Raw genomic sequence first — 26,039 nt, 5'->3', positions numbered from 1 at the left:
AAGGAGGTGGGTAAGTGACGCACCAGTACGAGCTCATGGTCATTCTGACCCCCGAGCTGGACGAGCGCCAGGTTGCCCCCAACCTCGACAAGTTCCTGAAGGTCATCACCAACGATGGTGGCTCGATTGACAAGGTCGACATCTGGGGCAAGCGCCGTTTCGCCTACGAGATCAACAAGAAGACCGAGGGCATCTACGCCGTCGTGAACTTCACCGCGACCAGCGAGGCCACCAACGAGCTGGACCGCCAGCTGAACCTGTCGGAGCTCGTGTTCCGCACCAAGGTTCTGCGTGCCGAAGAGGCGCACGCGATGGTCGCAGCCGAGGCCAAGCGCGCCGAGGAGAAGGCCGCTCGCAAGCCCAAGGCCGCGAAGGTCTAAGGATCATGGCCGGCGAGACCGTCATCACCGTGGTGGGGAACCTCACCGCCGACCCCGAGCTGCGCTACACGCAGAACGGGCTGCCGGTGGCGAACTTCACCATCGCCTCGACGCCGCGCACCTTCGACCGCCAGGCGAACGAGTGGAAGGACGGCGACGCGCTGTTCCTCCGTGCGTCCGTGTGGCGCGAGTTCGCCGAGCACGTGGCGGGATCCCTGACGAAGGGCATGCGGGTCATCGCGACCGGCCGCCTGCGTCAGCGCTCCTACCAGGACCGCGAGGGCCAGAATCGCACGGCGATCGAGCTGGAGGTCGACGAGATCGGCCCCTCGCTCCGCTACGCGACCGCACAGGTCACCCGTGCCGCCTCGAACGGCGGCGGGAACTTCCAGGGCGGTCAGGGCGGCAGCGGCGGCGGTCGTCCGCAGCCCAAGGGCTCGGACGAGCCGTGGTCGACGCCCGGTTCCTCGAGCGCCGACGCGTGGAGCACTCCCGGCAGCTTCGGCGACGACACCCCGTTCTGACCCGAAGCAACACCAAGATTGCGGATCCCGAGGGATCCGAAAACCATTTCTCGTAAGGAAGACTCATGGCTGGAAAGTCGAGCGGCGACCGCCGCAAGCCGCGGAAGGGTGGCAAGCCCACCGCTCCCGCGAAGTCCATCCGCGTGGGTGTCATCGACTACAAGGACGTCGCGACCCTCCGCAAGTTCATCTCGGAGCGTGGAAAGATCCGCGCCCGTCGTATCACCGGTGTCTCGGTGCAGGAGCAGCGTCTGATCGCCAAGGCGATCAAGAACGCTCGCGAGATGGCTCTCCTGCCCTACGCCGGCGCTGGCCGCTAAGGGGTACCGACATGGCAAAGCTGATTCTCACGAATGAGGTCGCCGGGCTCGGTAGCGCCGGTGACGTGGTCGAGGTCAAGAACGGGTACGCCCGCAACTACCTCGTGCCGCAGGGTTTCGCCGTCGCGTGGACGCGCGGTGGCGAGAAGCAGGTCGAGCAGATCCAGGCCGCCCGTCGGGCGCGTGCGATCCACGACCTCGACGACGCGGTGGCGCTGAAGAACGCCATCGAGGCCGCCAAGGTCCGTCTCGCCGTCAAGGCGGGCGCTGAGGGCCGTCTGTTCGGCTCGGTCAAGACCGCCGATGTCGCCGCCGCCGTCGAGGCCGCGGGCATCGGTGCGATCGACAAGCGCAAGGTGCACATCACCTCGCCGATCAAGTCGGTCGGCGACCACGAGGCCACCGTTCGTCTGCACGACGACGTGACCGCTGTGATCACGCTGCAGGTCGTCGCCGCCAAGTAAGCGCCGACTCCCTGTCAGGGGCCGTCTCCTCCGGGAGGCGGCCCCTTTCGCGTGCCGGGGCGACCGGACGAGGGCCGAGCAGTACTCGTCCTCCGGGCGCGCTACTGTCGAGCCGAAGGGGGGAGCATGAGCGACGACGCGGAGGATCCGATCCCCTATCCGCTGCCCGCGAACTGGGACGAGCGCGGGATGGGCGCGGTGTCACCGGTGGCGGCCGTCTTCATGGCGCTCACCGCCGCCGCCCTGCTGGTGCTCGGGGCGACCTGTGCGGTGCGGGGTGACGTGCTGTGGACCGTGTTCTGGGCGGTGAGCTTCGGGGCGCTCATGGCGGGGCTCTCGGTCTCACGAGAGGGCCCGCCGCGCCGCTACCGGGGCCCGGTCCTGATGAACGCCGTCGCACTGACGCGAGCGGACCAGGAGCCGCCCGATTCCTGGGTGCACTTCTTCCGCCAGCAGCTCGCATCCTGGGGGCTCGGCTGGGCGCTGTTGCTGGGCGGCGCGGGATCGGGCGCATTGCTCGTGGTGGCCGGAGCCCGCGTCGTCGAGCGGGGTGCCGGAGCCTGGCTGCTGCTGATCGCGCCGCTGGTGCTGGGGACCGCCGTGCTGGTGCTGTGCGGGGTCATCGCGCTCGTCGCCGCCTTCCGCAGCGCCTCGTTCGGGCGGATCCCGATCGGGATCGCGATCGGTCGTTCCGGGATCACCCGGCACTATCTGGACGCGATCGAGATCGTGCGATGGGAGCAGGTGCGTGCCGTCTCCGCCCTCGGGCGGGACGACCGTTCGACCGAGGGGGCGCGGCGGGTGCGTATCGAGCGCGACGGGAGTGCGCCCTGGGACCTCGGGGTCGATGACTATGCGGCCCCACCGTGGGTGCTCTATGCCGCGCTGCGGTACTGGCATGAGCACCCTGAGCGCCGAGACGAACTCAGCAGCACGGTGGCGCAGCGACGGCTCGGGCGGTGGTGCGCGGCGGGCGACGCGCGCGGCCGGCGCATGGGCGCCGAGAGGCGCTGAGCCACGTCCGAGGACGTGCGCGTCGGCGCGCTCTCGGCTGTTCGGACTGCTCCTTCGAGCGTCGCCACTCCCGCCGAACGGCCGACTTGACAAAGCGCCCCGAGCATGAGTTTCCTCCCCAGGTTGTACACATCCGCACAACGCTCGACGAACCTTAAAGAGGGACTTTAAACAGATTCCCATCCACAGGCTGGGGAAACGGATAATCCCAGATCAACCACCATAAAAAAGTTCAGATACGAAAGACTCCCCACAGTTATCCCCAGGTGTTCTGCACAGACTCTCCCGACTTACGCGCAATTCCTCCACAGAGTTATCCACAGGCCCTCCGAGCGGGCGGGTAGCGTGGTCCAGCAACCCGATGTCGGTGGTCTGTGATGCGATGTGCCCACGGGGAGATCAACCCCGCGAGGCCGGATCCCGACCGGGCCTTGCGCACAGCCGGTGGGGTAGGAGAAGGGGGCGCGCGTGTCGATCGCGGACATCGCCGAAGAGCGGCTCGGTGGCGAGCGGAGGCCTGAACGGACCCCTCCGCACGACCTCATGGCCGAGCAGTCCACGCTCGGCGGCATGCTGCTCTCCAAGGACGCGGTCGCCGACGTCATCGAGTCCCTGCGCGGAGCCGACTTCTACATCCCCAAGCACGAGCTGATCTTCGACGCGATCCTCTCGCTGTACTCGCACGGCGAGCCGACCGACGTCATCGCCGTCACCGACGAGCTCATCAAGACGGGCAACCTGTCCCGCGCGGGCGGCGCCGACTATCTGCACTCGCTGACGTCGATCGTGCCGACCGCGGCGAATGCGGGCTTCTACGCCGGGATCGTGTCCGAGCGTGCGATCCTGCGCAAGCTCGTCGACGCCGGCACCCGCATCGTGCAGATGGGCTACGACGGGCAGGGCGACGCCACCGACCTCGTCAACAGTGCGCAGGCCGAGATCTACTCGGTCACCGGCACGGAGCAGGCCGAGGACTACGTGCCGCTCACCGTGGCCGTCGACGCGGCGGTCGAGGAGATGGAGGCCGCGAGCGGCCGCGACGGATCCATGACGGGCGTGCCGACGGGATTCCGCGAGCTCGACGAGCTCACCAACGGCCTGCACGGCGGTCAGATGATCGTCGTCGCCGCCCGCCCCGCCATGGGAAAGTCGACCCTCGCGCTCGACTTCGCCCGTGCGGCCTCGATCGGGCACAACCAGCCCTCCATCTTCTTCTCGCTCGAGATGGGCAAGGCGGAGATCGCCATGCGCCTGCTCAGCGCCGAGGGCGCCGTTCCCCTGCAGAACCTCCGCAAGGGCACGCTCGACCAGCGCGACTGGACGACCGTGGCCTCGACCCGCGGACGCATCAACGATGCCCCGCTCTACATCGACGACAGCCCGAACATGACGCTCGTCGAGATCCGCGCGAAGTGCCGCCGGCTCAAGCAGCGCGTCGGCCTGCGGATGGTCGTCATCGACTACCTGCAGCTGATGACGAGCGGCAAGAAGGTCGAATCGCGTCAGCAGGAGGTCTCCGAGTTCTCGCGTGCCCTGAAGCTGCTCGCGAAGGAGCTGCAGGTGCCGGTGATCGCGCTGTCCCAGCTGAACCGTGGCTCCGAGCAGCGGCAGGACAAGAAGCCCGCGATCAGCGACCTGCGCGAGTCGGGATCCATCGAGCAGGACGCCGACATGGTGATCCTGCTGCACCGCGACTCCGTCTACGACAAAGACGTACGCCCGGGCGAGGCCGACCTCATCGTCGCCAAGCACCGAAACGGCCCCACCGCGACCATCCAGGTCGCCTTCCAGGGCCACTTCTCGCGCTTCGCCGACATGGCCAGCGACTTCCAGGACGGCGGCGACTTCCACTAGATCCGGGCTTCGCCGGACCCGCCCCTGATCGACCGGACGGCCACCCCGCCAGGTGCAGTGCACCTGGCGAGGCGGCCGTGATTCGGGCATCGCCCTCGTGAGGTCAGCCGCGAGGAGGATTGGCCGGCAGCCACTCCTCGAAGGTGGTCTCGAAGATCACCGCGCCGTTGACCGGGATCAGCGTGCGCTCGTCGATGTGCGCCCCGTAGTACTGCGCGTCGGGATCCTGCACCACAGTCCTGCTGTCGCCCCGGAAGGCGAGGCCCCGGCGGACGAACTCGTCCATGGTGAACTGCTCAGGTCCCGCGATCTCGCGATCCCCGTTGAGGGGCTCTCCCGCTGCCGCTCGCGCAACCGCCGTGGCGACATCCTCGGCCGCGATGGGCTGGATGAGCGCACCGGGCAGGTGCACGGCGCCGTCGGCGCCCACGGAGATGTCGGCGATGCTGCCCAGGAACTCGAAGAACTGGGTGGCGTGGACGAGGGAGTACGGCATGCCGGACTCGCGGATCAGCTTCTCCTGAGCGGTCTTGGCCCGGAAGTAGGGGATGTTCTGCGGGCGGTCGGTGCCGACGATGGTCAGCGCGACGTGGTGGCCGACGCCGGCCGCTGCTTCCGCGGCGAGCAGATTGCGCGTGGAGGTGGTGAAGAACTCCAGGACGTCCTTCTCCTCGAAGGACGGAGAGTTCGACACGTCGACCACGACATCCGCACCGACGAGCACCTCGGCGAGGCCCTCCCCGGTCACGGTGTCGACGCCGGTGTTCGGGGATGCGGCGATCGCCTCATGCCCGTGAGCGGTGAGCTTCGACACCACCTTCGAGCCGATCAGTCCCGTGCCGCCAATCACAACGATCTTCGCCATGTCCTTGCCTCCCGTCATTCACGACGCCGTGATCGGCGCCTCCCAGTGCTGACCGGCGGGCAACCGGGTTTGTGACGGCTCACGGCGTGTTCCAGTGCCTCAGCTTGTCCGGGTTGACGACCGCCCACATGCCCGAGACATGACATGCCCGGATGCGCAGGCTCAGGACCCCGGCGACGCGACTGCCGTCGTGGAAGACCACGGCGGGTGCGCCGTTCACCTCGACGATCGAGGAGATCCAGCCGGACGCCGGCCCCAGAAGGTCCACGAGGGCGTGGGAGACATCGTCTCGCCCGACCACCGGTGAACTCGGAGCCAGGACGCGACCGCCGCCGTCGACGATCAAAGAGACCCTGCGGTGCAGTCTCCTCGAGAGCGGGGTGCGGTCGCCCCTCGCCAGCAGCTCGCGGATGATCTCCACGCGAGACACCCGTCGGGATGCGCTTCGCCGTGCTGCGCGGTGCGCGGTGCGCATCGGTCCGGGTCGAGCGGTCATGCTCCGGCCGACGCGAGGCGCTGCAGCTTCTCGGGGCTCATCACCCAGAGGAGCTGCGTGATGCCCTCCGGGGATGCCGTCACGGTGAGGGCCGTCGTCACGATGCCGTCCTCGGAAAGCGTCACGGCCGGCCGCCCGTTGACCTCGATCCAGCGCTGCGTCTTCCCTTGCCAGAAATGGCCGGAGAACGCGGCGACGAACTTCGCCACGCGCGTCCGGCCGGAGACGGGGATGCGGGCGGCGAGTCTGACACCGTTCCCATCGGTGTAGCTCACGACGTCGGAGGCGAAGAGATCCTCCAGCGCCGAGATGTCCCCGGTCTGGGCGGCCGCGAGGAAGGTCTCGAGCAGACGACGGTGCTCGCCCGCCGGCACCGCGTTGCGCCTGCTGTCGGCCAGGTGCTTGCGAGCTCGGCTCACCAGCTGTCGTGTCGCGGGAACGGAGGCCCGCACGATGAGGGCGATCCGATCGTAGGGATAGCCGAGAGCCTCACGCAGGACGTACGCGGCCCGCTCGGTCGGGGTGAGCTTCTCGAGCAGGAGCAGCACGGCGAAGTCGAGGGCCTCGCCGCGCTCTGCGCCGAGCAGCGGGTCATCCTCGGTGTTCACCGGCTCAGGCAGCCAGGGACCGATGTAGGTCTCCCGACGGGCACGGGCCGACTGCATCTCGTTGATGCAGAGCCTGGTGACCACCGTCGTCAGCAGCGCTCCCGGTTCCTTCACCACAGACCGGTCCGTGTGCTGCCAACGGATCCAGGCCTCCTGCAGGACGTCCTCCGCGTCGGCGACGCTCCCCGTCATGCGGTACGCGATGCCGAACAACCGCCGGCGCTCCTGCGCGAACACCGCCACCGCCGTGTCCAGGTCGGCCCACTCGGCCGTCATCCGCTCGTCCGTGATCCTCACCCTCTCCGCGCGACTCGATCGCAGTGCTCTCGATGACATTGACCGAGTACGTGCACGAAACGTGACGCTCTGCGGGAACTCCCCACCATTGTCACAGCCTCGCCTCCTCACCGGTCTTCCCGTCGCCGCCGGACAGGGCGCCCCGATCTGCCCCCACCCGTCACAGGCGCGCCCCCTCGCCGGTCATTCCTGGTAGCGGCGATCTGCCCGCAGGAAAGACACCGGGAAGGCCCTCCATGACGGAATCGACGTCGTCGGCATCCGCCGATCTTGCAGCTCTCCGCAGCGCCCTGGCGAACGAGCAGATCGTCCTGCAGTCGGTCGCGAGCGCGACCGTCAGCGAGTCCGGAGCGAGGTCGACGATCTACCTCTCGACGCTGTCGAGCGGCCTGGTCGCGCTCGGATTCTCCGCGCGGACCCCGGGCCTTCTCGCGATCCTCACCTTCACCCTGCTGCCGACGATCTTCGTGCTCGGATGGTTCACGGTCGTCCGGCTCGTCGACAACACCATCGAGAACATCGCCGTGCGCCAGCGGATGGAGAACATCCGAGCGCATTTCGCGGGCGTGCATCCGTCGGGGCCCGCTCTTCTCGTCCGGGGCGACGCCCGCACCGGGGAGTACGGCGTCCGGTACGGACGCAGCTCCTTCCTGTTCACCATGGCGAGCATGATCGCGGCAGTGAACTGCGTGCTCGGCGGCGCGCTGGTGGCCCTCGCGCTCACCGAAGGGATCGGATCGCCCCTGCTCGGGGCGCAGCTGTCGGGCGCGACGGTCGGTATCGTCCTGCTCGGCGCCACGCTGACCTATGAGCGTCGCAGGATCCGGGCGGCGAACCTCGCGCGCCGCCCCGTCGGGGGCTGACGTCGCAGCAGAAGCCGGCCGCCCCCTGGACCCGGGAGAAGGTCTCGGTTAGCCGCTCCCGTATCCGTCGTCAAGCCCCTGCCCGACGCGGGTGCAGGGCAATAGCGTGAAGCGTGGGAAGGTTCCACGGCGCATGCGGGGTCCCCCAGGCTTCCGGTCGCTCGCCAAGCCGTGGAACGCCGGGGAGCCGGACGGTTTCGCCTCCGTCCGGCTCCCCTTGTTCGCCGGCTCCGGGCCCTGAGTCCTGAGCCGGCTCGGCGCGGGGATCAGCGATAGGCGGCGAGGAACTCCTCGATGAGGGCCGCGGCCGGTGCGCTCGGCGAGCGCGGGCTGATGATGCTGAGATCCCAGTCGATGTGCTCGGCGAGTGCCACCGACACGATGCCGTCGACGGGCGTGATGAGCAGCTCCGGAAGGAGCGCGATGCCGAGGCCGGTGGCGACGAACACCGGGATCGCACTCGTCTCCGTCACCTCGGCCCGCACGTCACGGACGATGCTCCGCGCGCCCAGCGCGGAGTCGAGGACATCGCGATTGCCGAACCCGACGGGGGTGTCCACGAAGTGCTCGCCGGCGATCTCGGCGAGGCCGATCTCCGCCCGCTGCGCGAGCGCGTGACCTTCAGCGAGGACGACCCGGTACGGCGTCGTCGCGAGTCGATGCACGGCCAGGCCCGGAGCCGCCGTCGCAGGGAGGCCGAAGAGGCTGAGATCCACCCTGCCTCGTCGGACCGACTCGACCAGCTCACCGGATCCGCCCGAGTTGCCTCGCAGGCGGAGTTCGACCAGCGGGTTCGCGCGGTGGAAGGCGCCGATGATCCGCGGCACGGCCATGGAGCTGATGCTCGTGAACATGCCCATGCGCAGGAGACCGCGCAGCTCGCCCCGGGGATCCGCGGCGGCCTTGGCGCGCGCCTCGGCATCGACGAGCTCTCGCAGCACGGGAAGCACGGCCTCCCCGGCGGCGGTGATCCGCACTCCGCGCTGATCGCGCTCGAAGAGGGCGACGCCCAGTTCCTTCTCCAGCGCGCGCACGCCTGCCGAGACCGTCGACTGTCCGGCGAACACGCGCTGTGCGGCACGGGTGAAGCTCAGCTCGTCGGCGACGGCGATGGCGTACTCGGCCTGGCGGGTGTCCACATGACCTCCCGGGTCATCGATCGCAGCGATGGCAGTGATCAAGGATAACCGTTGGACTCGATGACGCGTCGAGGAAAGCATGGAACCGTGACCACGACGACAGCATCGCTTCCCCTCGCGTCCCCCCGACGGCTTCCCCACCACGCCGGCTTCTGGATCATCGCGGTCGCGTTCCTGACCGAGATGGCGTTCTGCGCGATCCCCACGCCGCTCTACGCGATCTATCAGCAGCGCGACGGCTTCCCCACGATCGTGCTCACCGTGATCTTCGTCTCCTACGCGGTCGGCGTGATGGTGAGCCTGTACCTGGCCGGACATGTCTCCGACTGGCTCGGCCGTCGGCGCGTGATCCTCGGATCGCTCCTGATCACCGTGCTCTCCGCGGTCCTCTTCCTCGTGTGGACCGACGTCATCGGCCTCATCATCGCCCGCTTCGTGTGCGGGCTCGGCGTCGGCATCCTCACCGCCACCGCCACGGCACATCTCTCCGAGCTCGGTGCCGCCGCGGGCCGCCCTGCGGGGCGCTCCGCCCTGGTGTCGACCTTCGCGAACCTCGGAGGCATCTCGCTCGGGCCCCTGGTCGGCGGCCTGATCGCCACCTGGGCGGCGCGTCCGCTCGTGACGCCCTACGCGATCTTCGCCGTCCTGCTCGCCGTCGAGGCTGTCGTCGTGGCCTTCGTGCCGGAGACGGTCGAACGCCGTGAGGAGCGACCCGCCTACCGGCCGCAGCGCGTGACCGTGCCGGCGGCGGGGCGCGCGGCCTTCTGGTCGGCGGCCGCGGCGGCCTTCGGTGCGTTCGCCGTGTTCGGCACGTTCATGGGGCTCTCCTCGACGTTCCTCGGCCGCGTGCTCGGCGTGCACTCGCCGCTGCTGGTGGGTGTGGCTCCGTTCATCCTCTTCATGACCGCCGCGGCGGCGCAGATCCTCACGACCACGGTGTCGGCACGTGCGCAGCTCACCCTTTCGATCGTCCTCGCGGTGCTCGGCCTGGGCGTGGTCGGGGCGGGCGCCGCGCTGACGTCGCTGGCGCTCTTCCTGACCGGGGCGGGGATCACGGGTGGCGGCATCGGGATCCTCTTCCGCAACGCACTGACCACCGCGGCATCGGCGGCCATGCCGGAGCGACGGGGCGAGGCGCTCGCCGCCGTCTTCCTGATCGCCTACGCGGGGATGACCCTGCCTCCGCTTCTCGCGGCCGCCGCGCTGAGTCTCTGGTCTCCGGTCGCGGTGCTCATCGGCCTCAGCGCCCTCGCCGGCCTGCTGGTGGTGGTGTCGGGTGCGCGGATGGCGCGACGGTGAGACGTCGGTCCTGGCGTGAGCGCGCCGCCGCGCTCATCCCTTCGGGGTGCGGTTCTCGGCGCTGACCATCCAGGACAGCTGCTCGATCCGCTCGAGGACCGCGTGCAGGATGTCGGCGCTGGTCGGATCCTCCTCGTCCACCTGGTCGTGCACGTCGCGGCAGGTCGCGGCAACGCCGTCGAGCCGCTCGGTCATCAGATCGATCGCGTCTCGCGTCGCGATCTCGCCGTGCGGGCACTCGGGCAGCGTCGTCGTCTCGGCGACCACGTCGCTGCGACCGTCGGGGAGCGCGTGCAGGGCGCGCATCCGCTCCGCGACGGTATCGGCGAACAGGCGGCTGGCGTCGATGATCTCGTCCAGCTGGAGGTGGGTGTCGCGGAAGTTCGGGCCCACCACGTTCCAATGGACCTGCTTGCCCTGAAGGGAGAGCTCGATCAGATCGACCAGGACCCGTTGCATGCTGTCGCTCAGCTCCTGGGACGCGGCGAAGCCCTTCTCCGCGTTCTCCTCGGCCGTGCGTGCCGCGCCCTTCGCGGGCTTGCGGCGGTTCTTGGGGGCAGTCGTCGCCGGGGCGTTCATGGGACTCCTTCTTCGACGGGGATCCGCAGGACGGAGGATCCGCCTGCGCTGATTCGTGCAGGCTATGCGCTCGCGTCGCGGAGACCTACGGGCTTGCGCTTCTCGGGATCGGGCACTATCCGGGGCGGCGACACGGCCGTGGACGCGCGCGGGTCAGGCGTCGTTCAGGCTCCGCGGGGCGCGTCGATGCGCCTTCTCAGCGCCTCACCGGCAGGAGCGCCCGTCACGAGCAGCTCCAGGGGGGCGATGAGATCCGTGGCGCCGGGCAGCGCGTCGATCTCGGCGTACATCGCGTCCTCGATCGCGCGGGTCTCCTGCTCCTTCGCCCTCCCCGTCGGGGTCAGGCGCAGGTGCACGCGGCGACGGTCCTCGCCGTCGTCGACGCGTTCGATGTAGCCCGCCTGCACCAGGCGCTCGATCAGCCGAGAGGGGTTGGTGCCGCTGTCGCAGACGAGCATCCGTCCGACTCCGGAGACGGTGAGCTCGCCCTGGTCGCCGTGATCCCCGAGGATCCGGAGCACTTCGGATTGCGCGGGGGAGAGCCCGATCGGCTCGAGCGCCGCCGCGAGCCGGCGGTTGCCCTCGCGCTGCGCGGCGAGCAGGAGGTAGCGGATCTGCTCTGCCTGCCTCATCCCTTCACTCTAGGGGCGGTCCGCCTCGGCGAGCAGACGCTGCGCACCCGGGTCGTGGGCCGCGAGCACGACGAGGCCGGGGTGCTGCGCGGCGAGCTCGGCGACGTACCGGGTCGACGCGAGCAGGCCGGCCCTGTCGCCGACGCCGGGGATGATGCCCTGCTCGAGCAGGGTGACGTCATAGGTGAGGTCGCCCACGAGCAGGAGGGGCCTGCGTCCTGCGCGCTGGATGAGGGCGGACAGCGAGCCCGGCGTGTGCCCGGGGGTGGGGAGCAGGGTGATGGCCCCGTCACCGAAGAGATCGAGCTCGCCGGCCAGCGGCTCCCAGCGCAGCCCCGGCAGGAAGATGTGCTTCTCCAGATACCCGTTGAGCTCGGCGGACCTGCGGCGCGCGGCGTCCAGCTCCGCCCGGCCCACGAGGATCCGCGCGTGCGTGAGCTCCGAGAGGCCCCCGATGTGATCCTGGTGCAGGTGGGAGACGACCACCGCGGTGACGTCGGCGATGTCGTAGCCGATGCGGGCCAGCTGCGTCGTCAGGGTGTCCTCGGGGCCGATCGTGAACCGGGCGAGACGGCGGTAGAAGTAGCCGTTCAGTCCGCCGGGGAAGTAGTCGGGGTCCGTGACCGAGGCCCGATCCTGGCCGGTGTCGAACAGCACCAGGCCCTTCTCGTGCTCGATCACGTAGACGTTGATGGGGCGCGGCGCCGTCCAGCGGCGGGAGGTGGCCAGCCACCAGAGCATGGGCGTCGAGGGTCGTGCCACATGCTCGGGCCGGATCGCGACGGTTCCGGTGCTGACGACCGCGACGTTCTGAATGATGTTCATGTCACGACACTATATGTCGTGACACGTAAATTGTCGAGCGGCTTCCGCAGAACGCGCTTAGACTCCTGCGCGAAGCCGCCGATCGCGCCGGGATCCCGGCGCGGGACGGCGTGCGGAGGAGACGACATGCAGACCTTGACGATCGACTTCATCTGCTCCCTCGACGGCTACGGCGCCGCCGAGGGCTGGCCGGGCCTGTGGGGCATGGGCGGGCCGGAGTACTTCGAGTGGCTCGCGACGGCGCCGGACGGGGACTACCCGATCTTGATGGGGGCGACGACCTATCGGCTCATGTCCGCCTTCGCCGCGAGCGGCGAGGAGGGCGTCGGGGTGCTCGACCCGATCCCCAAGTACGTGTTCTCGGCCACGCTCCCGGAGCCCCTGGAGTGGGCGAACTCCACCCTCGTCCGCGAAGACGCGGTCGAGTTCGTGCGCGGTCTGAAGGAGGAGTCGGATCGACCGCTGCGCACCCTCGGCAGCGTCTCCCTGTGCCGGTCGCTGCTGAGCGCCGGTCTCGTCGATCGCTACCGGGTCGTGCTCTTCCCCGTGATCACGGGGGCGACCGGGCAGGACCGCATCTTCGACGGGTACCCCGACGTGCGTCTCGACCTCGTCGCATCGCGCACGTTCGACGGACGGCTGCAGCTGCTCGAGTACGTGCCGACCGTGCTCGACGGCCCGCCCGGGCGGTGAGCCGCGCGGCTCATCCGGGGGCGAGCTCACCAGGGGCGGGTGGACTGCCGGGGGATCGTCCTGATTGTCGCCCTGCACAGAAACCCGTGCGGATCCGGCTCGGGTGGGGGATCCTGTCCCTGAGCGTGCTCACGCGCGCGGACGAGGAGGACGAGATGGGTCACGACAAGAACGACGAGCTGCGCGAGGACCGGCAGGAGCAGGAGGAGCGCCGGCAGCATCACCGCGACGAGGCCTTCGACGAGACCGGCGGCGTCGACGACGAGGGATCGCAGGACGAGCGCCGCAAGGAGGGCCTCGACCGGATCTGATCCGGCGGGACCGCGGACGCCGTCGCCGATGCGATCGTCCGCGGTCCGGAGGCGGCGGGGATCCCGAGACCCCCGCCGCCTCGGTGTCACTCCGCGAAGAACGCGAGGATGTCGTCGTCCAGCGCGATCTGGTAGTCGCCCCAGATCCCGTGGGAGGCCCCTTCGTACACCTTCAGGGTTCCCTGCGAGACGAGCGTGATCGCCTTCTCCGCTGCAGCGGCGATGGGGACGATCTGGTCGTCGTCACCGTGGGCGAGGAGGATCGGGACGTCGAGCGCCTGCAGGTCCTTGGTGAAGTCGGTCTCGGAGAAGACCTTCACGCAGTCGTAGGCGGCATTCAGCCCGGCCATCATGCCCTGGCGCTGGAAGTCGTCGACCAGGCCCTGCGAGCGCTTCTCCGGCTGGTGGTTGAAGCCGAAGAACGACTCGGCGAGATCCTTGTAGAACTGGGAGCGATCGTTGAGGACTCCGGCGCGGATGCCGTCGAACACCTCCAGCGGCGTGCCCTCCGGGTTGGTCGCCGACTGGAGCATGATCGGCGGGACGGCGCCCGCGGTAGCGACCTTGGACACGCGTCCGGCTCCGCGGGTGGCCGCGTAGCGGACCACCTCGCCGCCGCCCGTGGAGTGCCCGACGAGGAGGATGTCCTGCAGGTCGAGCTGCTCGGCGAGCGAGGCCAGGTCGGCGACGTACGTGTCCATGTCGTTGCCGCGGTAGGTGCGCGACGAGCGGCCGTGACCGCGGCGGTCGTGCGCGATGGCGCGGTAGCCGGCGTCCGCGAACAGCTTCAGCTCCTTCTGCCAGGCGTCCGAGCTCAGCGGCCAGCCGTGGCTGAAGATGACGGGGCGGCCCTCACCGAGTTCGGTGTAGTAGATCTCGGTGCCGTCGGGCGTGGTGATGTAGGGCATCGTGTGTCCTTTCCTGGGGGAGGGGTGCGCGACACGAGGCGGCGGGACCGTCGCAGGTCGCGAGACACACGCTAGATCGGGGCCGGTTCGGAGTGGGAGGCCCGGTCAGTACCCCCTTCGGCGGCCTCCGTGGGGGCGAGGGCTACGACGGGGCCGTCTCGGTCGAGAGGGGCACCGATGCCGCGAGTCCGGCGAAGAGCGTCTCGGCCATCCCGCCGGGTCCGGCGGAGAGCACGGTGAGCTGATAGCCCGGGAGGCTGCGCACGGCGAAGTTGTGCGCATCGATCGCGACGTCGCCGAATCCCTCGATCGCGATGTGGAACGTCGTGTCCTCCGGTCCCGAGACGTCGTGCCGCCCCCAGATGCGGACGAAATCCGGATCCGGCGAGAGCGCGCGGACGAGCTCGGCCAGGCGTGGCGAATCGGGGTGCGCGTCACGGCGGAGCGTGGCCACGGCGGACCGGGTCATCTCCTCCCACTCCCGGAGCGTGCTCTTCATGCGGTCGTTGAAGAGCCCGGCGATCTGATTCGACCCCACGGCAAGGCCGCCGTGTCCCAGCGCTGTGGCGAGGGCGTTGGCGGCCACGATGTCCCGGTGCGGATCGGAGATGTACGCCGGGGTGCGGTACCAGCGCGAGAGCGTGCGCGCGATGCGCTCGGCGGTCCCTGCATCGGGGACGGGCGTCCGGTGGGGCCGGCCGGTGACCAGACGGTCCAGGTGCGCGACGGACTCGTCGTCGAGTCGGAGGGCGCGCGCGAGGGCCGCCAGAACCTGCTCGGACGGCCGGCCGACGCGGCCCTGTTCGATGCGCAGGTAGTACTCGGCGCTGATGCCCGCGAGCTCGGCGACCTCCTCGCGCCGCAACCCCGGAACGCGCCTTCCGGGGTTCCGGGCCAGTCCCACGTCCTCGGGCTGCACGACGTCGCGTCGTGCGCGGACGTAACGGCCCACGGCGTTCACGGTGTCACTCACGCAGGTCCTCGGTCGGGGGGAAGGGGGTACCCCCATTGTCCGTCACCGCGTCGGGGTCCCGGGTGTGTCGGGCCGGACCGGATCAGGCGCCGCGGTGCTGCGCGATCCTGGTCAGCTCGAGCCCGTATGCCGCGGCGGCGAGCTCCGCCATGTCGTTCGGGCGGGTGAAGCTGCGCCCGGTGAGCTCCTCGATCCGTCGCAGCCGGTACCGCACCGTGTTGGGATGGCAGTGCAGCAGCGCCGCGGCATCCGTCGCGGATCCGCCGGTGTCGATGTACGTCTCGAGGGTCTCGAGGATGACGTCGCGGTCGCTCTCGGCGAGGTGCAGGACGGGGCCCAGGACGTCTTCGGTGAGGCGCTCGGCCTCGTGCGGATCCGCTGCGATCATGGCCGCGATGGGGCTCGCGCTGAACACGCGCACTTTCATCGCGCTGCGGGAGGTCGTCGCGAGAGCCGCGCGGGCGAGACGCAGCGCTCGCGGTGCGTCGGTGCGTGCGGCGAAGGGCGGGCTGACGCCCACCCGGGCGCCCGGGTAGCCGCGCAGCGTCTCGAGGACCTCGTCCATCGCCTCGGGGCGGGCGAGGGCGATCACACCGAGCTGCAGGGCCGGCGTGAGACGCCAGCCCGACACGCACCCCTGGTCCGCGAGGCGCCGGGCGATCCCGGGCAGCGACTCCGCCGCCACCTCGTTCGTCTGCGCCGCGACCACGACCAGGTCCGCGTCGGCGGGGAAGCCGAGCAGCGATGCCGCCTCCCAGGGGCCGGCGTCCTTGCTGACGTGCCCGGTGAGCAGCACCTCGACGAGCGCCGCGCGACGGTGCTCCTGGGAGATCAGGATCTCGGCGGTCGTGGCGCGATAGGCCTCGGTGATCGCCGTGGCGTGCTCCTCGGCGACGGTCCAGATCCGGGTCGACGTGTCCAGCAGCCGGGAGAGAACCTCGGTGCGTGCGCTCTGGGCGGCGCGCTCGACGAGGGCTCCCCACAGGGTCCCGAAGCCGATCCGGTACACCTGCAGCACCTCGGGCAGCGGCACGCCCTGGTGCGCCCTGCGCCTGCCGGTCTGCTCGGGGACGGCGAGGTCGAGCGGTTCTCCGGGGTGCCGCAGCGCGTGCACGAGGAAGCGCAGGTTCTCCTCGATCGAGCGCCGCAGCTCCCCGGTGGAGACGTGCTTCTCGTCCTCGTAGACGGGCAGGGTCTCGACGCTGCGGGTGTAGACCCTCTCGATCAGGCTCGGCAGCCGGCGCTCGACCCAGGCGATGCCCTCATCGCGGTCGGTCGTGCTCATCGGATCCCCGTGTGCGAGAGATCCGCCGCGCGTTCCGTCATATCCGCTCTCCTCGATCCCGCCGGGAGGCCGCTCCGTCCCGTGCGCATCGCTGACAGCGAGGTTACGCCGTCGGCGAGGCCGCCCCGCGCCTCCAGCAGATCACGGCCCGAACGCGCGGCCGCGCTGCCGGACGGGACGTCTGTCACCGCCCACAGTGCCGCTTGTGCGCCGTGACAGGTCCGCCACGACGCCCTCCCGCCACCGGCGGAGGAGGATTAGCGTGGCGGACCACGAGGGGGTGGCCACGAGCAGCGGGGGCGGTGAGGATGAACCCGGAGACGTACGCGGCGGTGTTGCGGGATCGGCCGTTCGGCCCCGTGGTGGAGCGGGTCGAAGGGCTCGTCCTCGTCGATCGGAGGCCGGAGGACGAGCTCCGCCGGATCGTGGAGCACGACGGCCGGCGATGGGTGAAGGTCTACGACATCGAACCGGAGGAGCGGGACGGCCGGTGGTTCTCCTACCTGCTCGCCTATGAGGGGCCGGAGGATCTCGCGACGGGGGAGACCGGAACGGACGAGGAGGAAAGATGAGCGTGCTGCTGACCGGTGCGACGGGTTTCATCGGACGAGGTGTGATGGAGGCGCTGATCGCCGCCGGCTATCGGGTTACCGCCCTCGTCGACGGCCAGGACGATGCGGACGAGGTGCGTGCGGCGGGAGCGGATCCGTTCCTCGCCTCCGAGGAGGACACCCGCACGGTGTCGGATCTCGCGCTGGAGTCGGATGGCGTGATCCACACCGCCACGTCCCGTTCCGAGGATGCGGACTTCATCGCCGCCGTCACGCCGGGGCTGCTGACGAGTGACAAGCCCTTCGTCTACACGAGCAGTCTGTGGACCTACGGATCGGGACGGGATCTCACGGAGAAGTCGCCCTCGGCGCCGCCGGCGGCGGTGGCCTGGATGGACGAGACCGCGCGGGGGCTGCTCGCGGACGACGGCGAGGGGATGCGCGTCGTCGTGGTCGCGCCCGGGATCGTGTACGGGCACGGCCAGGGCATCCCGCGCCGGTTCGTCGACGACATCGACCGCAGCGGGGCACAGCCGGTGCTCCCGCTGATCGGAGACGGCTCCCAGCAGTGGGCCACCGTGCACGTCGATGACCTCGCCGATCTGTACGTCCGGATCATCGGCGCCGAATCGCACGTCGACGACGTGTACATCGCGGCATCCGGGGCGACCGAGACCGTCGCCGAGCTGGCGGCGGCCGCCGCATCGGCAGAGGGCGCGACGGTGCGCGCGGAGACCGCCGAGGAGACCGCTCGACGGATCGGACCGGCGCTCGCCGGGGTGCTCCTTCTCGATCAGCACGCCGCCGCCGACCGGGCGCGCGAGCGGCTCGGCTGGCGCACCACCCGGCCTTCGCTGGTGGATGAGCTCCGCGCCGGCTACCTCGATGTTCCCGGCGATCCGGCGTGGGGATGACCGGCCGGCGAGGACCGGGGAACAGTGCCCGGGACGCGATCGAGGCGCCGCCTCCGGAGCAGGCGCGCCGGGCCGTCCGCCTGTCCTCCGGGCCAAGTCCCGCTGATCGCGACGACAACCGGCTTGAAGCGGATGCCCTCCCATGACAGGCTGACCGTGCGTCGCGAACGCGCGCGGAGGGGACGGATCCGGTGGTCACTCAGCAGTTCGTCGCACCGCCGGCCCGGGCCGCGCTCTTCCTCGTCCTCACGGTGAACGAGGGCAGCGAGGAGGTCGTGCGCGACGTCCTCGCCGACCTGTCCAGCATCACGCGATCGGTGTCGTTCCGGATCCCGGACGATGAGCTGAACTGCGTCCTCGGCATCGGCGCGGATTTCTGGGACCGGATGTTCGCGCTGCCGCGCCCGAAGGGTCTGCACCCGTTCGTGCCGCTGGAGGGTCCGCGGCACAGCGCGCCGGGAACCCCAGGAGACCTGCTGCTGCACGTGCGCGCCCATCACATGGACGTGTGCTTCGAGCTGTCCCGGCAGGTCATGAACCGGCTGCGCGGTCATGCCGTGGTGGTCGACGAGACCCACGGCTTCAAGTACTTCGACGAGCGGGATCTGCTCGGCTTCGTGGACGGCACCGAGAACCCCGAGGGGGCCGCCGCTCCGGCCGCGGTGCTCATCGCCGACGAGGATCCGGACTACGCCGGCGGCAGCTACGTGATCGTGCAGAAGTACACGCACGATCTGGGGGCGTGGGGTGCCCTGCCGATCGAGGAGCAGGAGCGCGTGATCGGCCGCAGCAAGCTCGAGGACGTCGAGATGCCCGACGCGGTCAAGCCGGTCAACTCCCACGTGCACCTCAACACGGTCATCGACGCCGACGGAGTGCAGCGGCAGATCCTGCGCGACAACATGCCGTTCGGCGAGCTCGGCACCGAGGAGTTCGGCACCTACTTCATCGGCTACGCCGCGGATCCGGGCGTGATCGAGCAGATGCTGCGCAACATGTTCCTGGGCAGCCCTCCCGGCAACACGGACCGGATCCTCGACTTCTCGACCGCTCGCACCGGCACCCTGTTCTTCACCCCGACCGTGGACTTCCTCGACGACGTGCCGGGGCCGGGACCCGCCGCGGCTCCGGCCGAGGCGGCGCCGGTGGATGCCGACGCGCCGGCGACGGACCTGGGCATCGGCGGACTCCGAACCGCCGCCGCGCACTGACCCCCACCCCGCGAAAGGCCGCAGACATGGACAACCTCCACCGCAGACTCGCACCGATCTCCTCCGCCGCATGGGATCAGATCGACGACGAGGCGCGCCGCACCTTCATCACCCGCATCGCCGGACGTCGCGTCGTCGACGTGCCCGAGGCGGGCGGACCCGGCCTGTCCGCGATCGGCACCGGGCATGTCGAGTCGATCGACGCCCCCGCCGGGGCGGTCGAGGCGCGCCGCCGGCAGGTGCAGCCGCTCATCGAGCTGCGCGCCCCGTTCACCGTGACCCACGCGGCCGTCGACGATGTCGAGCGCGGCGCACAGGACTCCGACTGGCAGCCGGTGAAGGACGCCGTGGAGGCGCTGGCCACCGCCGAGGACACCCTGGTGTTCGCCGGATCCCAGGCGGCGGGCGTGCAGGGCATCGTCGCGAGCAGCTCGAACGCCGTGATCCCGCTCCCGTCGGATCCGCAGGAGCTTCCGGCCGCGGTCGCGCAGGCGCTCACGGTCCTCCGCACGGTCGGTGTGCAGGGGCCGTACGCGCTCCTGCTGTCGGCCGAGCTGTACACCGCTGCCGCCGAGACGGTCGATCACGGCCACCCGGTGCACCAGCACCTGGCCCGGCTGCTCGGCGACGACGGCGCCATCGTGTTCGCGCCCGCGCTCGAGGGGGCGATCGTGCTGACGATGCGCGGAGGCGACTACGCGCTCACGCTCGGCCAGGACGTGTCGATCGGGTATCTCTCGCACGACGCGGACGGGATCCGGCTGTACGCGCAGGAGTCGGTGACCTTCTCGGCCTACACGTCCGAGGCCAGCGTCGTCCTCCGGTGAGGGCGCGGCGATGACCGCGGGAGACGGCGCGCCGGTCGGAGTGCGGGTGCGCCGCATCTACGACGCGCCGGCGCCCGACGACGGCGCGCGGGTGCTCGTGGACCGGCTCTGGCCGCGCGGGGTGAGCAAGGCGCGCGCCGCCCTGCGCGAGTGGTGCAAGGACGTGGCCCCCTCCACCGCGCTGCGCCAGTGGTACGGGCATGATCCGGACAGGTTCGCCGAGTTCGCGCGCCGGTATCGCGCCGAGCTGGAGGATCCGGCGCAGGCCGCAGCGCTCGCCGGCCTGCGCGCGCTCGTGCGCGAGGGGCCGGTGACGCTGCTGACCGCGGCCCGGCGCGCCGACATCAGCGAGGCGACCGTGCTGCAGGAGGTGCTGACGGCGCCCTGAGGGCGTGGGTCACCGCCGGACGTCGCCGCTGTCCGGCTCCTCCTGCTCCTCCAGCCGCTCGTCGGGCTCGAAGGAGGCGTCGTCGGTCTCGCTCTCCTCGACCGCGGCCGCCGCCTGCGCCTTCGCCTCCGCGAGTGCCGCCTCTTCGCGCTTCTCCTCGCGCCGCTTGTCTCCGAACATCGCGTCTCCTCTGGTCGCGTGAGTGACTTCGCCGCCACCCTACGCCCGCGGGCGGCCGTGCGCCGAGGGCGTGGGGTACGCTGATCCCCGCGTCGCGTGCCGGTGGCAGACCGTGTCAGGCATGGAGGCGCCGGACGGAAGGAACGACGATGACCTCGTCCCGCCCTTCGCTCCCGCGTGACTGAGCGGGAGACGACCAGGCTGATCGCCTGGAGCAACGAGCTGCGCAGCGCGCACACCCGGCTGCGCGAGGCTCTCGCCCTCGCGCGCGCCGGTGCGGGCGGATCGGATCCCCCGCCGGGCCGTGATCTGCTGCTGTACTGCCGGGGGTTCTGCGTCGCGCTCGATCGGCACCATCGCGGAGAGGACCGCGCCCTGTTCCCCGCGATCGAGACCGCACACCCGGAGCTCGCTCCGGTGCTGCGGACGCTGTCCCGGGACCACGCCATGATCGACGGGCTGCTCACCGCGCTCGCCGGAATCGTCGACGCGAGCGCGTCCCCCGAGGAGCTCACCCGGCACCTCGACGGCGTCGCGGCGATCATGGAGAACCATTTCGCCTTCGAGGAGCGTAGTCTGCTCCGGGTGCTCGAGACGCTGGCCCTCGACGCGGATCCGGCCGACGTGCTCGGAGACCTCTGAGCGAGGCGTCTGAGGCGCGGGGTCTGTTCCCGTCGCAGAAAGTGTCGCTCCGAGCGGGCGATGGCGACGCTTTCTGCGACGGGAAGGCTCCTGCCCCGCCTCGAGGGACCCGCGCCGGCGGATGCGGATCCGACTGTGGCGGAGGAGGATGTCGATCGGCGGATCCTTCGATCGTCATCAGGGTGTCGGTGGCCGCCAGGGCCTCGACATCACGGAGAAAGGGCCGATCATGCGTTACACGCTTCTGCTGCAGTACCCCGAGATGACCGCGGAGGACCTCGGGCCCGAGGCGCTCGCCGAGGGCATGCGCGCCTTCGACGTCTATGCGAAGGCGCTCGACGAAGCCGGCGTCCTGCGCAGCGCCGAGGTGCTGCATCCCTCGGCGGCGACCACCACGGTGCGCGTCCGCGACGGCCACCCCGTCATCCAGGACGGGCCCTTCGCCGACACCAGGGAGCAGCTCGGGGGAACGGTCGTGATCGAGGTCGACGACCTCGACGCGGCGATCGGGTGGGCCCAGCAGGCGCCGTCGGTCGCCTGGGGAGCCGTCGAGGTGCGGCCGGTCGCCACCCGCTACGTCGACGGCGCCTGGCAGGGCGCCTCGCCGGTGCGGTGACGGACGCAGCGGCTGACCGCCGCCGTGAGACCGCGAGACCGAACCGGAGTCACGAGACCGACGATGGGATCCGCGGTCTCGTGATGAGGGTTCGGTCTCGCGGATCTGGCGCGGCCTGCGGGGCACCCGGGGCACGCGGGGGCCGCGGGGAGCCCGCGGGGGCCGCGTGAGCTCGGTCGACGAGGCGCGGGCCGCCGCCGAGCACGCCGTGCGCGCCTCCTACGGGCGGCTCGTGGCGCTGCTCGCCGGCGGGACCGGCGACCTCGCGCTCGCCGAGGACTGCCTTGCCGACGCGCTCGAGCGCGCGCTGCGCTCCTGGCCCGACGCCGGAGTGCCGGACAACCCGGAAGGATGGCTGCTCACCGTGGCCCGCAACAGACTCCGCGACGTGTGGGGCTCGGCCGCGCACCGCACCCGGGCACCGCTCGACGACGCCGGCGCGGACGAGGGTCCCGCGCTCGACGCCGGGATCGACGTCGTCGCACTGGTGGAACGGGGCGATGCGATCCCCGACCGGCGCCTCGAGCTGCTGTTCGCGTGCGCGCACCCCGCGATCGACGCGGGGATCCGCACGCCGCTCATGCTGCAGACCGTGCTCGGCTTCGACGCCGCACAGGTCGCGCGGGCGTTCGACGTGGAGCCGGCGGCGATGGCGCAGCGCCTGGTGCGGGCGAAGCGCAAGATCCGGGACGCGGGCATCGGATTCGCGCTGCCGGTGCGGGCCGACATGCCGGCCCGCACGACCACCGTGCTCGAGGCGATCTACGGCGCGTATGCACTGGACTGGCTGGATCCGCACGACGACGTGCGCACGTCGCTCGCCGACGAGGCCCGCTGGCTCGCCGTGCTCACCGCGACCCTGCTCGACGTCGATCCCGAGGCATGGGGGCTGGCCGCCCTGCTCACGCTCGCCCAGTCGCGCGCCCCCGCGCGGACGCCTGCGGAGCCCGGGGGGCGCTGGCCGTCGCTCGCCGAACAGGATCCCGCCCGGTGGGATCGTGCGCTCATCGCCGAAGGGGAGGCGCTGCTGCACCGCGCGGCGCGGCTGAGCGGCGTCGCCGGAGGAGGGGACGCCGGGCGGTTCCAGCTCGAGGCCGCGATCCAGTCGGTGCACTGCGATCGGGTGCGCACCGGCGTCACCGACCGGGAGGCGCTGATCCGGCTGTACCGCGCGCTCGTGCGGATCGCCCCGACCCGCGGTGCGATCGAGGCGCTCGCCGCGGTGGAGTCGGCGGGGTAGCGGATCCCCTGGGTCCTGGGGCGGCCGGAGGGCCCGGCACCTGCGGCTCCGTCCTGCACAGCCATGCGCGCCGCGTCGCTGTGCACGGATCACGGAGATCGATCCCCGCGGCATGCCGCGGGTCGTCAGAGTCGGGAGATGGCACTCGCGCAGCTCACGGTTCGTAGATCGTACTATTTCGTACAACAGCGTACGATTTCTCCATGGACAGTGTAAGTGCATCCGTCGCCCGGCAGACCCTTCCCGCGCTCCTGGATCGGGTCGAGGCGGGGGAAGACGTGCGGATCACTCGCCATGGCCGGGTGGTTGCGGTTATGGTCAGCCCGACGAAGCTCCGTTCCCCTCGCGCGGCCGAGGCGTGGCGGGCCGCCGACGAACTCGGAGCCCGTCTGGAGGCGGCCCGGACGGAGCCTCTCGGACGGGAGCCCGCGCTGGATCACGCGGACGCGGAGGATCTCATCGCCTGGATCCGCGAAGGTCGCGACTCTCGATGAGGGGCATCACGGCGTTCGATGCCGATGTGCTCATCTACGCAGCCGACCATGAGCATCCCTTCCAAGGCGCGCTCGCGGCACTGCTCGAGGAGGCCGGCGCCGAGGACCGCGCGATCGGGTCGCTCCTGCTCATGCCCGAGATCCTTCCGAAGCCGCTGCGCGCAGGTCCTGCGTCGACAGAGGTCGCGCGACTCATTCAGCTCCTCGGGCGACTCCGTCTGCTGCCCATGGACGGCGTGATCGCGAACCTCTCGGTCACGCTCGGAGCGAAGTACGGCCTCCGCGCTCCGGATGCCGTGCATCTCGCGACTGCGATCGCGGCGGGCGCCGATCGGTTCCTGACCAACAATCGCAAGGACTTCGGCGACCGGATCCATGAGATCGACGTCGTGTTCCCGGAGGCCCTGGGCTGACGGCTTGCGTGCGACCGCAGTCGCTGCGGCTCCCAGGACCCTGCTGATCCGTCAGGAGACGCGGAGCATCTCCCGACCGCGGGCGAGCGTGGCGCGGCTCGATTCCCGGGCGATCAGATGCGGGACGAGCGAGAGCTTCGCCGGGGAGGCGGGCAGATCCTGCTCCAGTCGCTGCACGCAGAGCGCCGCCGCACGGGCGCCGACGGCCAGCGAGGGCAGCGCGACGGCCGAGAGAGGGGTCCCGGTGAGCCCGGCGGAGTCGTCGCCGTAGACGACGATCGCGAAGTCGTCCGGCACCCGGCTCCCCGCGCGCTGCAGCACCAGCAGCATCAGTGCAGCCGCCTCGTCCGAACCGACGAACGCCGCGTGCACCGCCGCCTCCTCGCAGTGCCGCAGGAACGCGGTGACGGATCCGGAGAGGGGAGGGACATCGTCGTGCCTCCCGAACGCCACTTCGGGGACGTCGGCGTCGAGGGCCAGCTCCGCGATGGCGCAGCGGAATCCCCGCTGCAGGGTGAGGGCGGTCACCGAGTCCGGCGCGAACAGCGCGACACGGCCGTAGCCGTTGCCGGCGAGATGCTCGACTGCGATGCGGGCGCCGTGGCGATGATCGGTCTGCACGACGTCGGCGCGAAGATCCGTCGGCAGCCGGAGAGGCGCCGGCTCGACGATCACGACGGGGACCGGGAGGCCGCGGATCTGCTCCCAACCGAGGGACTCCGGTGCGGCCGCGACGGCCGGAGCGAAGAGGAGGCCGTCGATGCCCGCCTCCAGCATTCGAGTGAGCTGCGCACTCTCCTCGGCGCGCGAGGACAGCGAGGAGCCGACGACGAGGCGATACCCCGCCGTGCGGGCCGCCTCGCCGGCGCCCCGGATCACGCCGGAGAAGTGCCGTCCGGCGTCGGGCACGATCAGGCCCAGCGTGCCCCGAGTCGTGCCGCGTTCGGGAAGGAGCCCGGCGCCCTCCCGGCGGGGCACGGCCCCGCCGCGGACGCGACGGACGAGTCCCTCGCTCGCGAGCGCGTCCAGATCCCGACGGATGGTCATCTCCGAGAATCCCCACGTCTCTGCGAAGGCGGTGACCTCGATCTTGCCGCGCCGCGCGATCTCGCGGAGTATTCGCGCGCGTCGTTCTTCCGTCAGCATGTCCCCGTCTCCCCTCGGCGATGCGGAGGCGGCGAGTCACGGCTCGCGGTCTCCGACATGCTCGACGATAGGAAGCGGGCCTTCACAGGAGGTCTGGAAGTGTGAATCCGGATGGAGCGGATCCGCGGGATCCGGCGTCATCGGAGGATACTTCCGGTGAAGGGACGAGCACGGCGGGAGAGGACCGATGCCAGGGGAGCGGGCGTTCGCGCAGGAGTTCGCGGAGGCGCTCGCGGCCGGCGGGGTCTCGATGTCGGCGTTGCGGGACCGGCTCTCCCGGCGGGGACTGTCGATCTCGCTTGCGACGCTCAGCTATTGGCGGACGGGGGCGCGGCACCCCGAAGGGGCGGCGTCGGCTGCGATCGTGGCCGGGATCGAGGACGAGCTGGGTCTCGAGTCGGGTGCGCTCACACGCTTTCTGGCGGGGCGATCCCGGCGGCGGGGCAGGGTGTCCGCGCCCGCCTCGCTCCGCGATTCCGAAGGCGCGGAGACGTTCGCGCTGTTGGCGGTCTCGCCTCCGGACAGCCTGCGGATCCTCTCGCTCCGCGAGACGATCGAGATCTCGGCATCGGGAACGGTGTGGGAGGTTTCCTCGGTGCTCCTCGTGCAGTGCGTGCGGGACCGTGTGGACTCGCTCGGGGTTCTGCTCGCCGCGTCCCGCCCCACGGAGATCGTGCCGGTGCTGAGGAACCTCGCCGGATGCACGCTCGCCCGGACGGTCCGGCACCCGGGCGGGACGATGAGCGGTTTCGCCCTGGCGCTCGACCGCTCGCTCGAGCCGGGTGAGACCGCGATGGTCTCGTTCGAGGCGGTGTCTCCCGAGGGCTATCCCGCGCCTCGTGAGCATCTCATGACGGTCCGCCGGCCGGTGCGCGAGATCGTGCAGTGGTTCCGGGCCGCCGGAGACCGTGCCCCGGAGTGGTTCGACGAGACGGAGATGACGTCCCGGGGCACCCGGACGGTCACGGTGGCGGCGGGGACGACGAGATCGGTGCACCGCCTGCGCCGCGACTTCGGTCCGGGTGGCCTGAGGATGCGCTGGGGGTTCGATGACGACTGAGGAGCGCGCCGCGCGCGCCGGCGCGGAG

General features: G+C 70.7%; 33 protein-coding genes. 21 read left to right on the top strand and 12 right to left on the bottom strand.

All coding sequences use genetic code 11. The features are described 5' to 3' along the window. Positions 1 to 14 precede the first annotated feature (14 nt). The 6 genes from rpsF to dnaB all read left to right on the top strand — a co-directional run bounded on the left by rpsF (position 15) and on the right by dnaB (position 4,556). Positions 15 to 380: a 30S ribosomal protein S6 gene (rpsF, locus tag WFJ01_RS02610; RefSeq protein ID WP_336628120.1), complete on the top strand. Its 366-nt coding sequence runs from the start codon at positions 15 to 17 to the stop codon at positions 378 to 380. Between the two features lie 5 nt (positions 381 to 385). Next, on the top strand, positions 386 to 904 hold the full coding sequence (locus tag WFJ01_RS02605; protein WP_251443742.1) for a single-stranded DNA-binding protein: 519 nt from the start codon (positions 386 to 388) through the stop codon (positions 902 to 904). 65 nt (positions 905 to 969) lie between these two features. Further along, positions 970 to 1,224, top strand: a complete 255-nt coding sequence (rpsR, locus tag WFJ01_RS02600; RefSeq protein WP_071641238.1) for a 30S ribosomal protein S18 — start codon at positions 970 to 972, stop codon at positions 1,222 to 1,224. Positions 1,225 to 1,235: 11 nt separating this feature from the next. Next, a complete protein-coding gene (rplI, locus tag WFJ01_RS02595) occupies positions 1,236 to 1,688 on the top strand; it encodes a 50S ribosomal protein L9 (RefSeq protein ID WP_251443739.1) in 453 nt (150 codons plus the stop codon). Positions 1,689 to 1,814: 126 nt separating this feature from the next. Then, the gene (locus tag WFJ01_RS02590; protein WP_336628119.1) at positions 1,815 to 2,702 is read left to right on the top strand and encodes a hypothetical protein; all 888 of its coding nucleotides are present in this window, start codon (positions 1,815 to 1,817) and stop codon (positions 2,700 to 2,702) included. Between the two features lie 468 nt (positions 2,703 to 3,170). Beyond that, on the top strand, positions 3,171 to 4,556 hold the full coding sequence (gene dnaB / locus WFJ01_RS02585) for a replicative DNA helicase (RefSeq protein ID WP_336628118.1): 1,386 nt from the start codon (positions 3,171 to 3,173) through the stop codon (positions 4,554 to 4,556). 103 nt (positions 4,557 to 4,659) lie between these two features. Here the strand turns inward: dnaB and WFJ01_RS02580 are convergent, their stop codons facing one another. The 3 genes from WFJ01_RS02580 to WFJ01_RS02570 form a co-directional block, all read right to left on the bottom strand. Beyond that, positions 4,660 to 5,421: an SDR family oxidoreductase gene (locus tag WFJ01_RS02580; RefSeq protein WP_336628117.1), complete on the bottom strand. Its 762-nt coding sequence runs from the start codon at positions 5,419 to 5,421 to the stop codon at positions 4,660 to 4,662. Between the two features lie 79 nt (positions 5,422 to 5,500). After that, positions 5,501 to 5,842 carry a hypothetical protein gene (locus WFJ01_RS02575; protein WP_336628116.1) on the bottom strand — a complete coding sequence of 114 codons (342 nt, stop codon included), beginning with the start codon at positions 5,840 to 5,842 and terminating at the stop codon, positions 5,501 to 5,503. A gap of 71 nt (positions 5,843 to 5,913) precedes the next feature. Continuing rightward, entirely contained in the window at positions 5,914 to 6,801 is an 888-nt protein-coding gene (locus WFJ01_RS02570) for an RNA polymerase sigma-70 factor (RefSeq protein WP_336628115.1), read from the bottom strand. 257 nt (positions 6,802 to 7,058) lie between these two features. Here WFJ01_RS02570 and WFJ01_RS02565 point away from each other — a divergent pair, with 257 nt between their 5' ends. After that, entirely contained in the window at positions 7,059 to 7,685 is a 627-nt protein-coding gene (locus WFJ01_RS02565; protein ID WP_336628114.1) for a hypothetical protein, read from the top strand. A gap of 266 nt (positions 7,686 to 7,951) precedes the next feature. Here the strand turns inward: WFJ01_RS02565 and WFJ01_RS02560 are convergent, their stop codons facing one another. Beyond that, entirely contained in the window at positions 7,952 to 8,866 is a 915-nt protein-coding gene (locus WFJ01_RS02560; RefSeq protein WP_336628113.1) for a LysR family transcriptional regulator, read from the bottom strand. Positions 8,867 to 8,911: 45 nt separating this feature from the next. On the opposite strand from WFJ01_RS02560, the gene WFJ01_RS02555 reads away from it, so the two are divergent. Further along, entirely contained in the window at positions 8,912 to 10,123 is a 1,212-nt protein-coding gene (locus tag WFJ01_RS02555) for an MFS transporter (RefSeq protein ID WP_336628112.1), read from the top strand. A 33-nt stretch (positions 10,124 to 10,156) separates the two neighbouring features. On the opposite strand, the gene WFJ01_RS02550 is transcribed toward WFJ01_RS02555, so the two are convergent. The 3 genes from WFJ01_RS02550 to WFJ01_RS02540 all read right to left on the bottom strand — a co-directional run bounded on the left by WFJ01_RS02550 (position 10,157) and on the right by WFJ01_RS02540 (position 12,159). Beyond that, positions 10,157 to 10,702: a Dps family protein gene (locus tag WFJ01_RS02550; protein ID WP_251443719.1), complete on the bottom strand. Its 546-nt coding sequence runs from the start codon at positions 10,700 to 10,702 to the stop codon at positions 10,157 to 10,159. Positions 10,703 to 10,866: 164 nt separating this feature from the next. Beyond that, positions 10,867 to 11,334, bottom strand: a complete 468-nt coding sequence (locus WFJ01_RS02545) for a MarR family winged helix-turn-helix transcriptional regulator (protein WP_292882468.1) — start codon at positions 11,332 to 11,334, stop codon at positions 10,867 to 10,869. A 9-nt stretch (positions 11,335 to 11,343) separates the two neighbouring features. Then, positions 11,344 to 12,159: an N-acyl homoserine lactonase family protein gene (locus tag WFJ01_RS02540; RefSeq protein WP_336628111.1), complete on the bottom strand. Its 816-nt coding sequence runs from the start codon at positions 12,157 to 12,159 to the stop codon at positions 11,344 to 11,346. A 126-nt stretch (positions 12,160 to 12,285) separates the two neighbouring features. On the opposite strand from WFJ01_RS02540, the gene WFJ01_RS02535 reads away from it, so the two are divergent. Continuing rightward, a complete protein-coding gene (locus tag WFJ01_RS02535; protein WP_336628110.1) occupies positions 12,286 to 12,852 on the top strand; it encodes a dihydrofolate reductase family protein in 567 nt (188 codons plus the stop codon). Positions 12,853 to 12,938: 86 nt separating this feature from the next. After that, the gene (locus WFJ01_RS02530) at positions 12,939 to 13,163 is read left to right on the top strand and encodes a hypothetical protein (RefSeq protein ID WP_251443711.1); all 225 of its coding nucleotides are present in this window, start codon (positions 12,939 to 12,941) and stop codon (positions 13,161 to 13,163) included. Between the two features lie 86 nt (positions 13,164 to 13,249). Here WFJ01_RS02530 and WFJ01_RS02525 read toward each other — a convergent pair whose 3' ends face one another. From WFJ01_RS02525 to WFJ01_RS02515, 3 genes are all read right to left on the bottom strand, one after another. After that, positions 13,250 to 14,071: an alpha/beta fold hydrolase gene (locus WFJ01_RS02525; protein WP_336628109.1), complete on the bottom strand. Its 822-nt coding sequence runs from the start codon at positions 14,069 to 14,071 to the stop codon at positions 13,250 to 13,252. Positions 14,072 to 14,213: 142 nt separating this feature from the next. After that, positions 14,214 to 15,044: a helix-turn-helix domain-containing protein gene (locus WFJ01_RS02520; RefSeq protein WP_295035695.1), complete on the bottom strand. Its 831-nt coding sequence runs from the start codon at positions 15,042 to 15,044 to the stop codon at positions 14,214 to 14,216. A gap of 82 nt (positions 15,045 to 15,126) precedes the next feature. Further along, positions 15,127 to 16,329 carry a PucR family transcriptional regulator gene (locus WFJ01_RS02515; RefSeq protein WP_336628108.1) on the bottom strand — a complete coding sequence of 401 codons (1,203 nt, stop codon included), beginning with the start codon at positions 16,327 to 16,329 and terminating at the stop codon, positions 15,127 to 15,129. 308 nt (positions 16,330 to 16,637) lie between these two features. On the opposite strand from WFJ01_RS02515, the gene WFJ01_RS02510 reads away from it, so the two are divergent. The 5 genes from WFJ01_RS02510 (at position 16,638) to WFJ01_RS02490 (ending at position 20,220) form a co-directional block, all read left to right on the top strand. Further along, positions 16,638 to 16,901 carry a hypothetical protein gene (locus WFJ01_RS02510; RefSeq protein ID WP_251443706.1) on the top strand — a complete coding sequence of 88 codons (264 nt, stop codon included), beginning with the start codon at positions 16,638 to 16,640 and terminating at the stop codon, positions 16,899 to 16,901. Then, positions 16,898 to 17,794 carry an NAD-dependent epimerase/dehydratase family protein gene (locus WFJ01_RS02505; protein WP_336628107.1) on the top strand — a complete coding sequence of 299 codons (897 nt, stop codon included), beginning with the start codon at positions 16,898 to 16,900 and terminating at the stop codon, positions 17,792 to 17,794. Before WFJ01_RS02510 ends, WFJ01_RS02505 begins: the two co-directional genes overlap by 4 nt. A gap of 191 nt (positions 17,795 to 17,985) precedes the next feature. Further along, entirely contained in the window at positions 17,986 to 19,005 is a 1,020-nt protein-coding gene (locus WFJ01_RS02500; RefSeq protein ID WP_336628106.1) for a Dyp-type peroxidase, read from the top strand. Between the two features lie 26 nt (positions 19,006 to 19,031). Beyond that, on the top strand, positions 19,032 to 19,832 hold the full coding sequence (locus WFJ01_RS02495) for a family 1 encapsulin nanocompartment shell protein (RefSeq protein ID WP_336628105.1): 801 nt from the start codon (positions 19,032 to 19,034) through the stop codon (positions 19,830 to 19,832). Positions 19,833 to 19,842: 10 nt separating this feature from the next. Then, positions 19,843 to 20,220, top strand: coding sequence for a DUF488 domain-containing protein (locus tag WFJ01_RS02490; RefSeq protein WP_292882499.1), 378 nt, complete (start codon positions 19,843 to 19,845; stop codon positions 20,218 to 20,220). A gap of 9 nt (positions 20,221 to 20,229) precedes the next feature. Here WFJ01_RS02490 and WFJ01_RS02485 read toward each other — a convergent pair whose 3' ends face one another. Then, positions 20,230 to 20,400, bottom strand: coding sequence for a hypothetical protein (locus WFJ01_RS02485; RefSeq protein ID WP_251443695.1), 171 nt, complete (start codon positions 20,398 to 20,400; stop codon positions 20,230 to 20,232). Between the two features lie 177 nt (positions 20,401 to 20,577). Between WFJ01_RS02485 and WFJ01_RS02480 the strand changes: the two genes are divergently transcribed. The 5 genes from WFJ01_RS02480 to WFJ01_RS02465 all read left to right on the top strand — a co-directional run bounded on the left by WFJ01_RS02480 (position 20,578) and on the right by WFJ01_RS02465 (position 23,805). After that, entirely contained in the window at positions 20,578 to 21,042 is a 465-nt protein-coding gene (locus WFJ01_RS02480; protein ID WP_336628104.1) for a hemerythrin domain-containing protein, read from the top strand. 229 nt (positions 21,043 to 21,271) lie between these two features. Further along, positions 21,272 to 21,658, top strand: a complete 387-nt coding sequence (locus tag WFJ01_RS02475; protein ID WP_251443691.1) for a YciI family protein — start codon at positions 21,272 to 21,274, stop codon at positions 21,656 to 21,658. A 166-nt stretch (positions 21,659 to 21,824) separates the two neighbouring features. Beyond that, positions 21,825 to 22,898 carry an RNA polymerase sigma factor gene (locus WFJ01_RS02470; RefSeq protein ID WP_336628103.1) on the top strand — a complete coding sequence of 358 codons (1,074 nt, stop codon included), beginning with the start codon at positions 21,825 to 21,827 and terminating at the stop codon, positions 22,896 to 22,898. Positions 22,899 to 23,101: 203 nt separating this feature from the next. Then, positions 23,102 to 23,392: a type II toxin-antitoxin system Phd/YefM family antitoxin gene (locus WFJ01_RS19070; protein WP_251443685.1), complete on the top strand. Its 291-nt coding sequence runs from the start codon at positions 23,102 to 23,104 to the stop codon at positions 23,390 to 23,392. Then, entirely contained in the window at positions 23,389 to 23,805 is a 417-nt protein-coding gene (locus WFJ01_RS02465) for a type II toxin-antitoxin system VapC family toxin (RefSeq protein ID WP_251443683.1), read from the top strand. The genes WFJ01_RS19070 and WFJ01_RS02465 overlap by 4 nt, the downstream gene beginning before the upstream one ends. Before the next feature lie 51 nt (positions 23,806 to 23,856). Here the strand turns inward: WFJ01_RS02465 and WFJ01_RS02460 are convergent, their stop codons facing one another. After that, the gene (locus tag WFJ01_RS02460) at positions 23,857 to 24,951 is read right to left on the bottom strand and encodes a LacI family DNA-binding transcriptional regulator (RefSeq protein WP_336628102.1); all 1,095 of its coding nucleotides are present in this window, start codon (positions 24,949 to 24,951) and stop codon (positions 23,857 to 23,859) included. A gap of 187 nt (positions 24,952 to 25,138) precedes the next feature. Between WFJ01_RS02460 and WFJ01_RS02455 the strand changes: the two genes are divergently transcribed. After that, complete coding sequence (locus WFJ01_RS02455; RefSeq protein WP_336628101.1) at positions 25,139 to 26,011, top strand: hypothetical protein; 873 nt, start codon at positions 25,139 to 25,141, stop codon at positions 26,009 to 26,011. The last annotated feature ends 28 nt before the right edge of the window (positions 26,012 to 26,039 follow it).

Origin of the sequence: Microbacterium sp. MMO-35 (assembly GCF_037147555.1) — a bacterium.
GTDB lineage: Bacteria > Actinomycetota > Actinomycetes > Actinomycetales > Microbacteriaceae > Microbacterium.
Note: the sequence above shows the minus strand (reverse complement) of the source record. Positions and strands in the feature narration are given on the sequence as shown.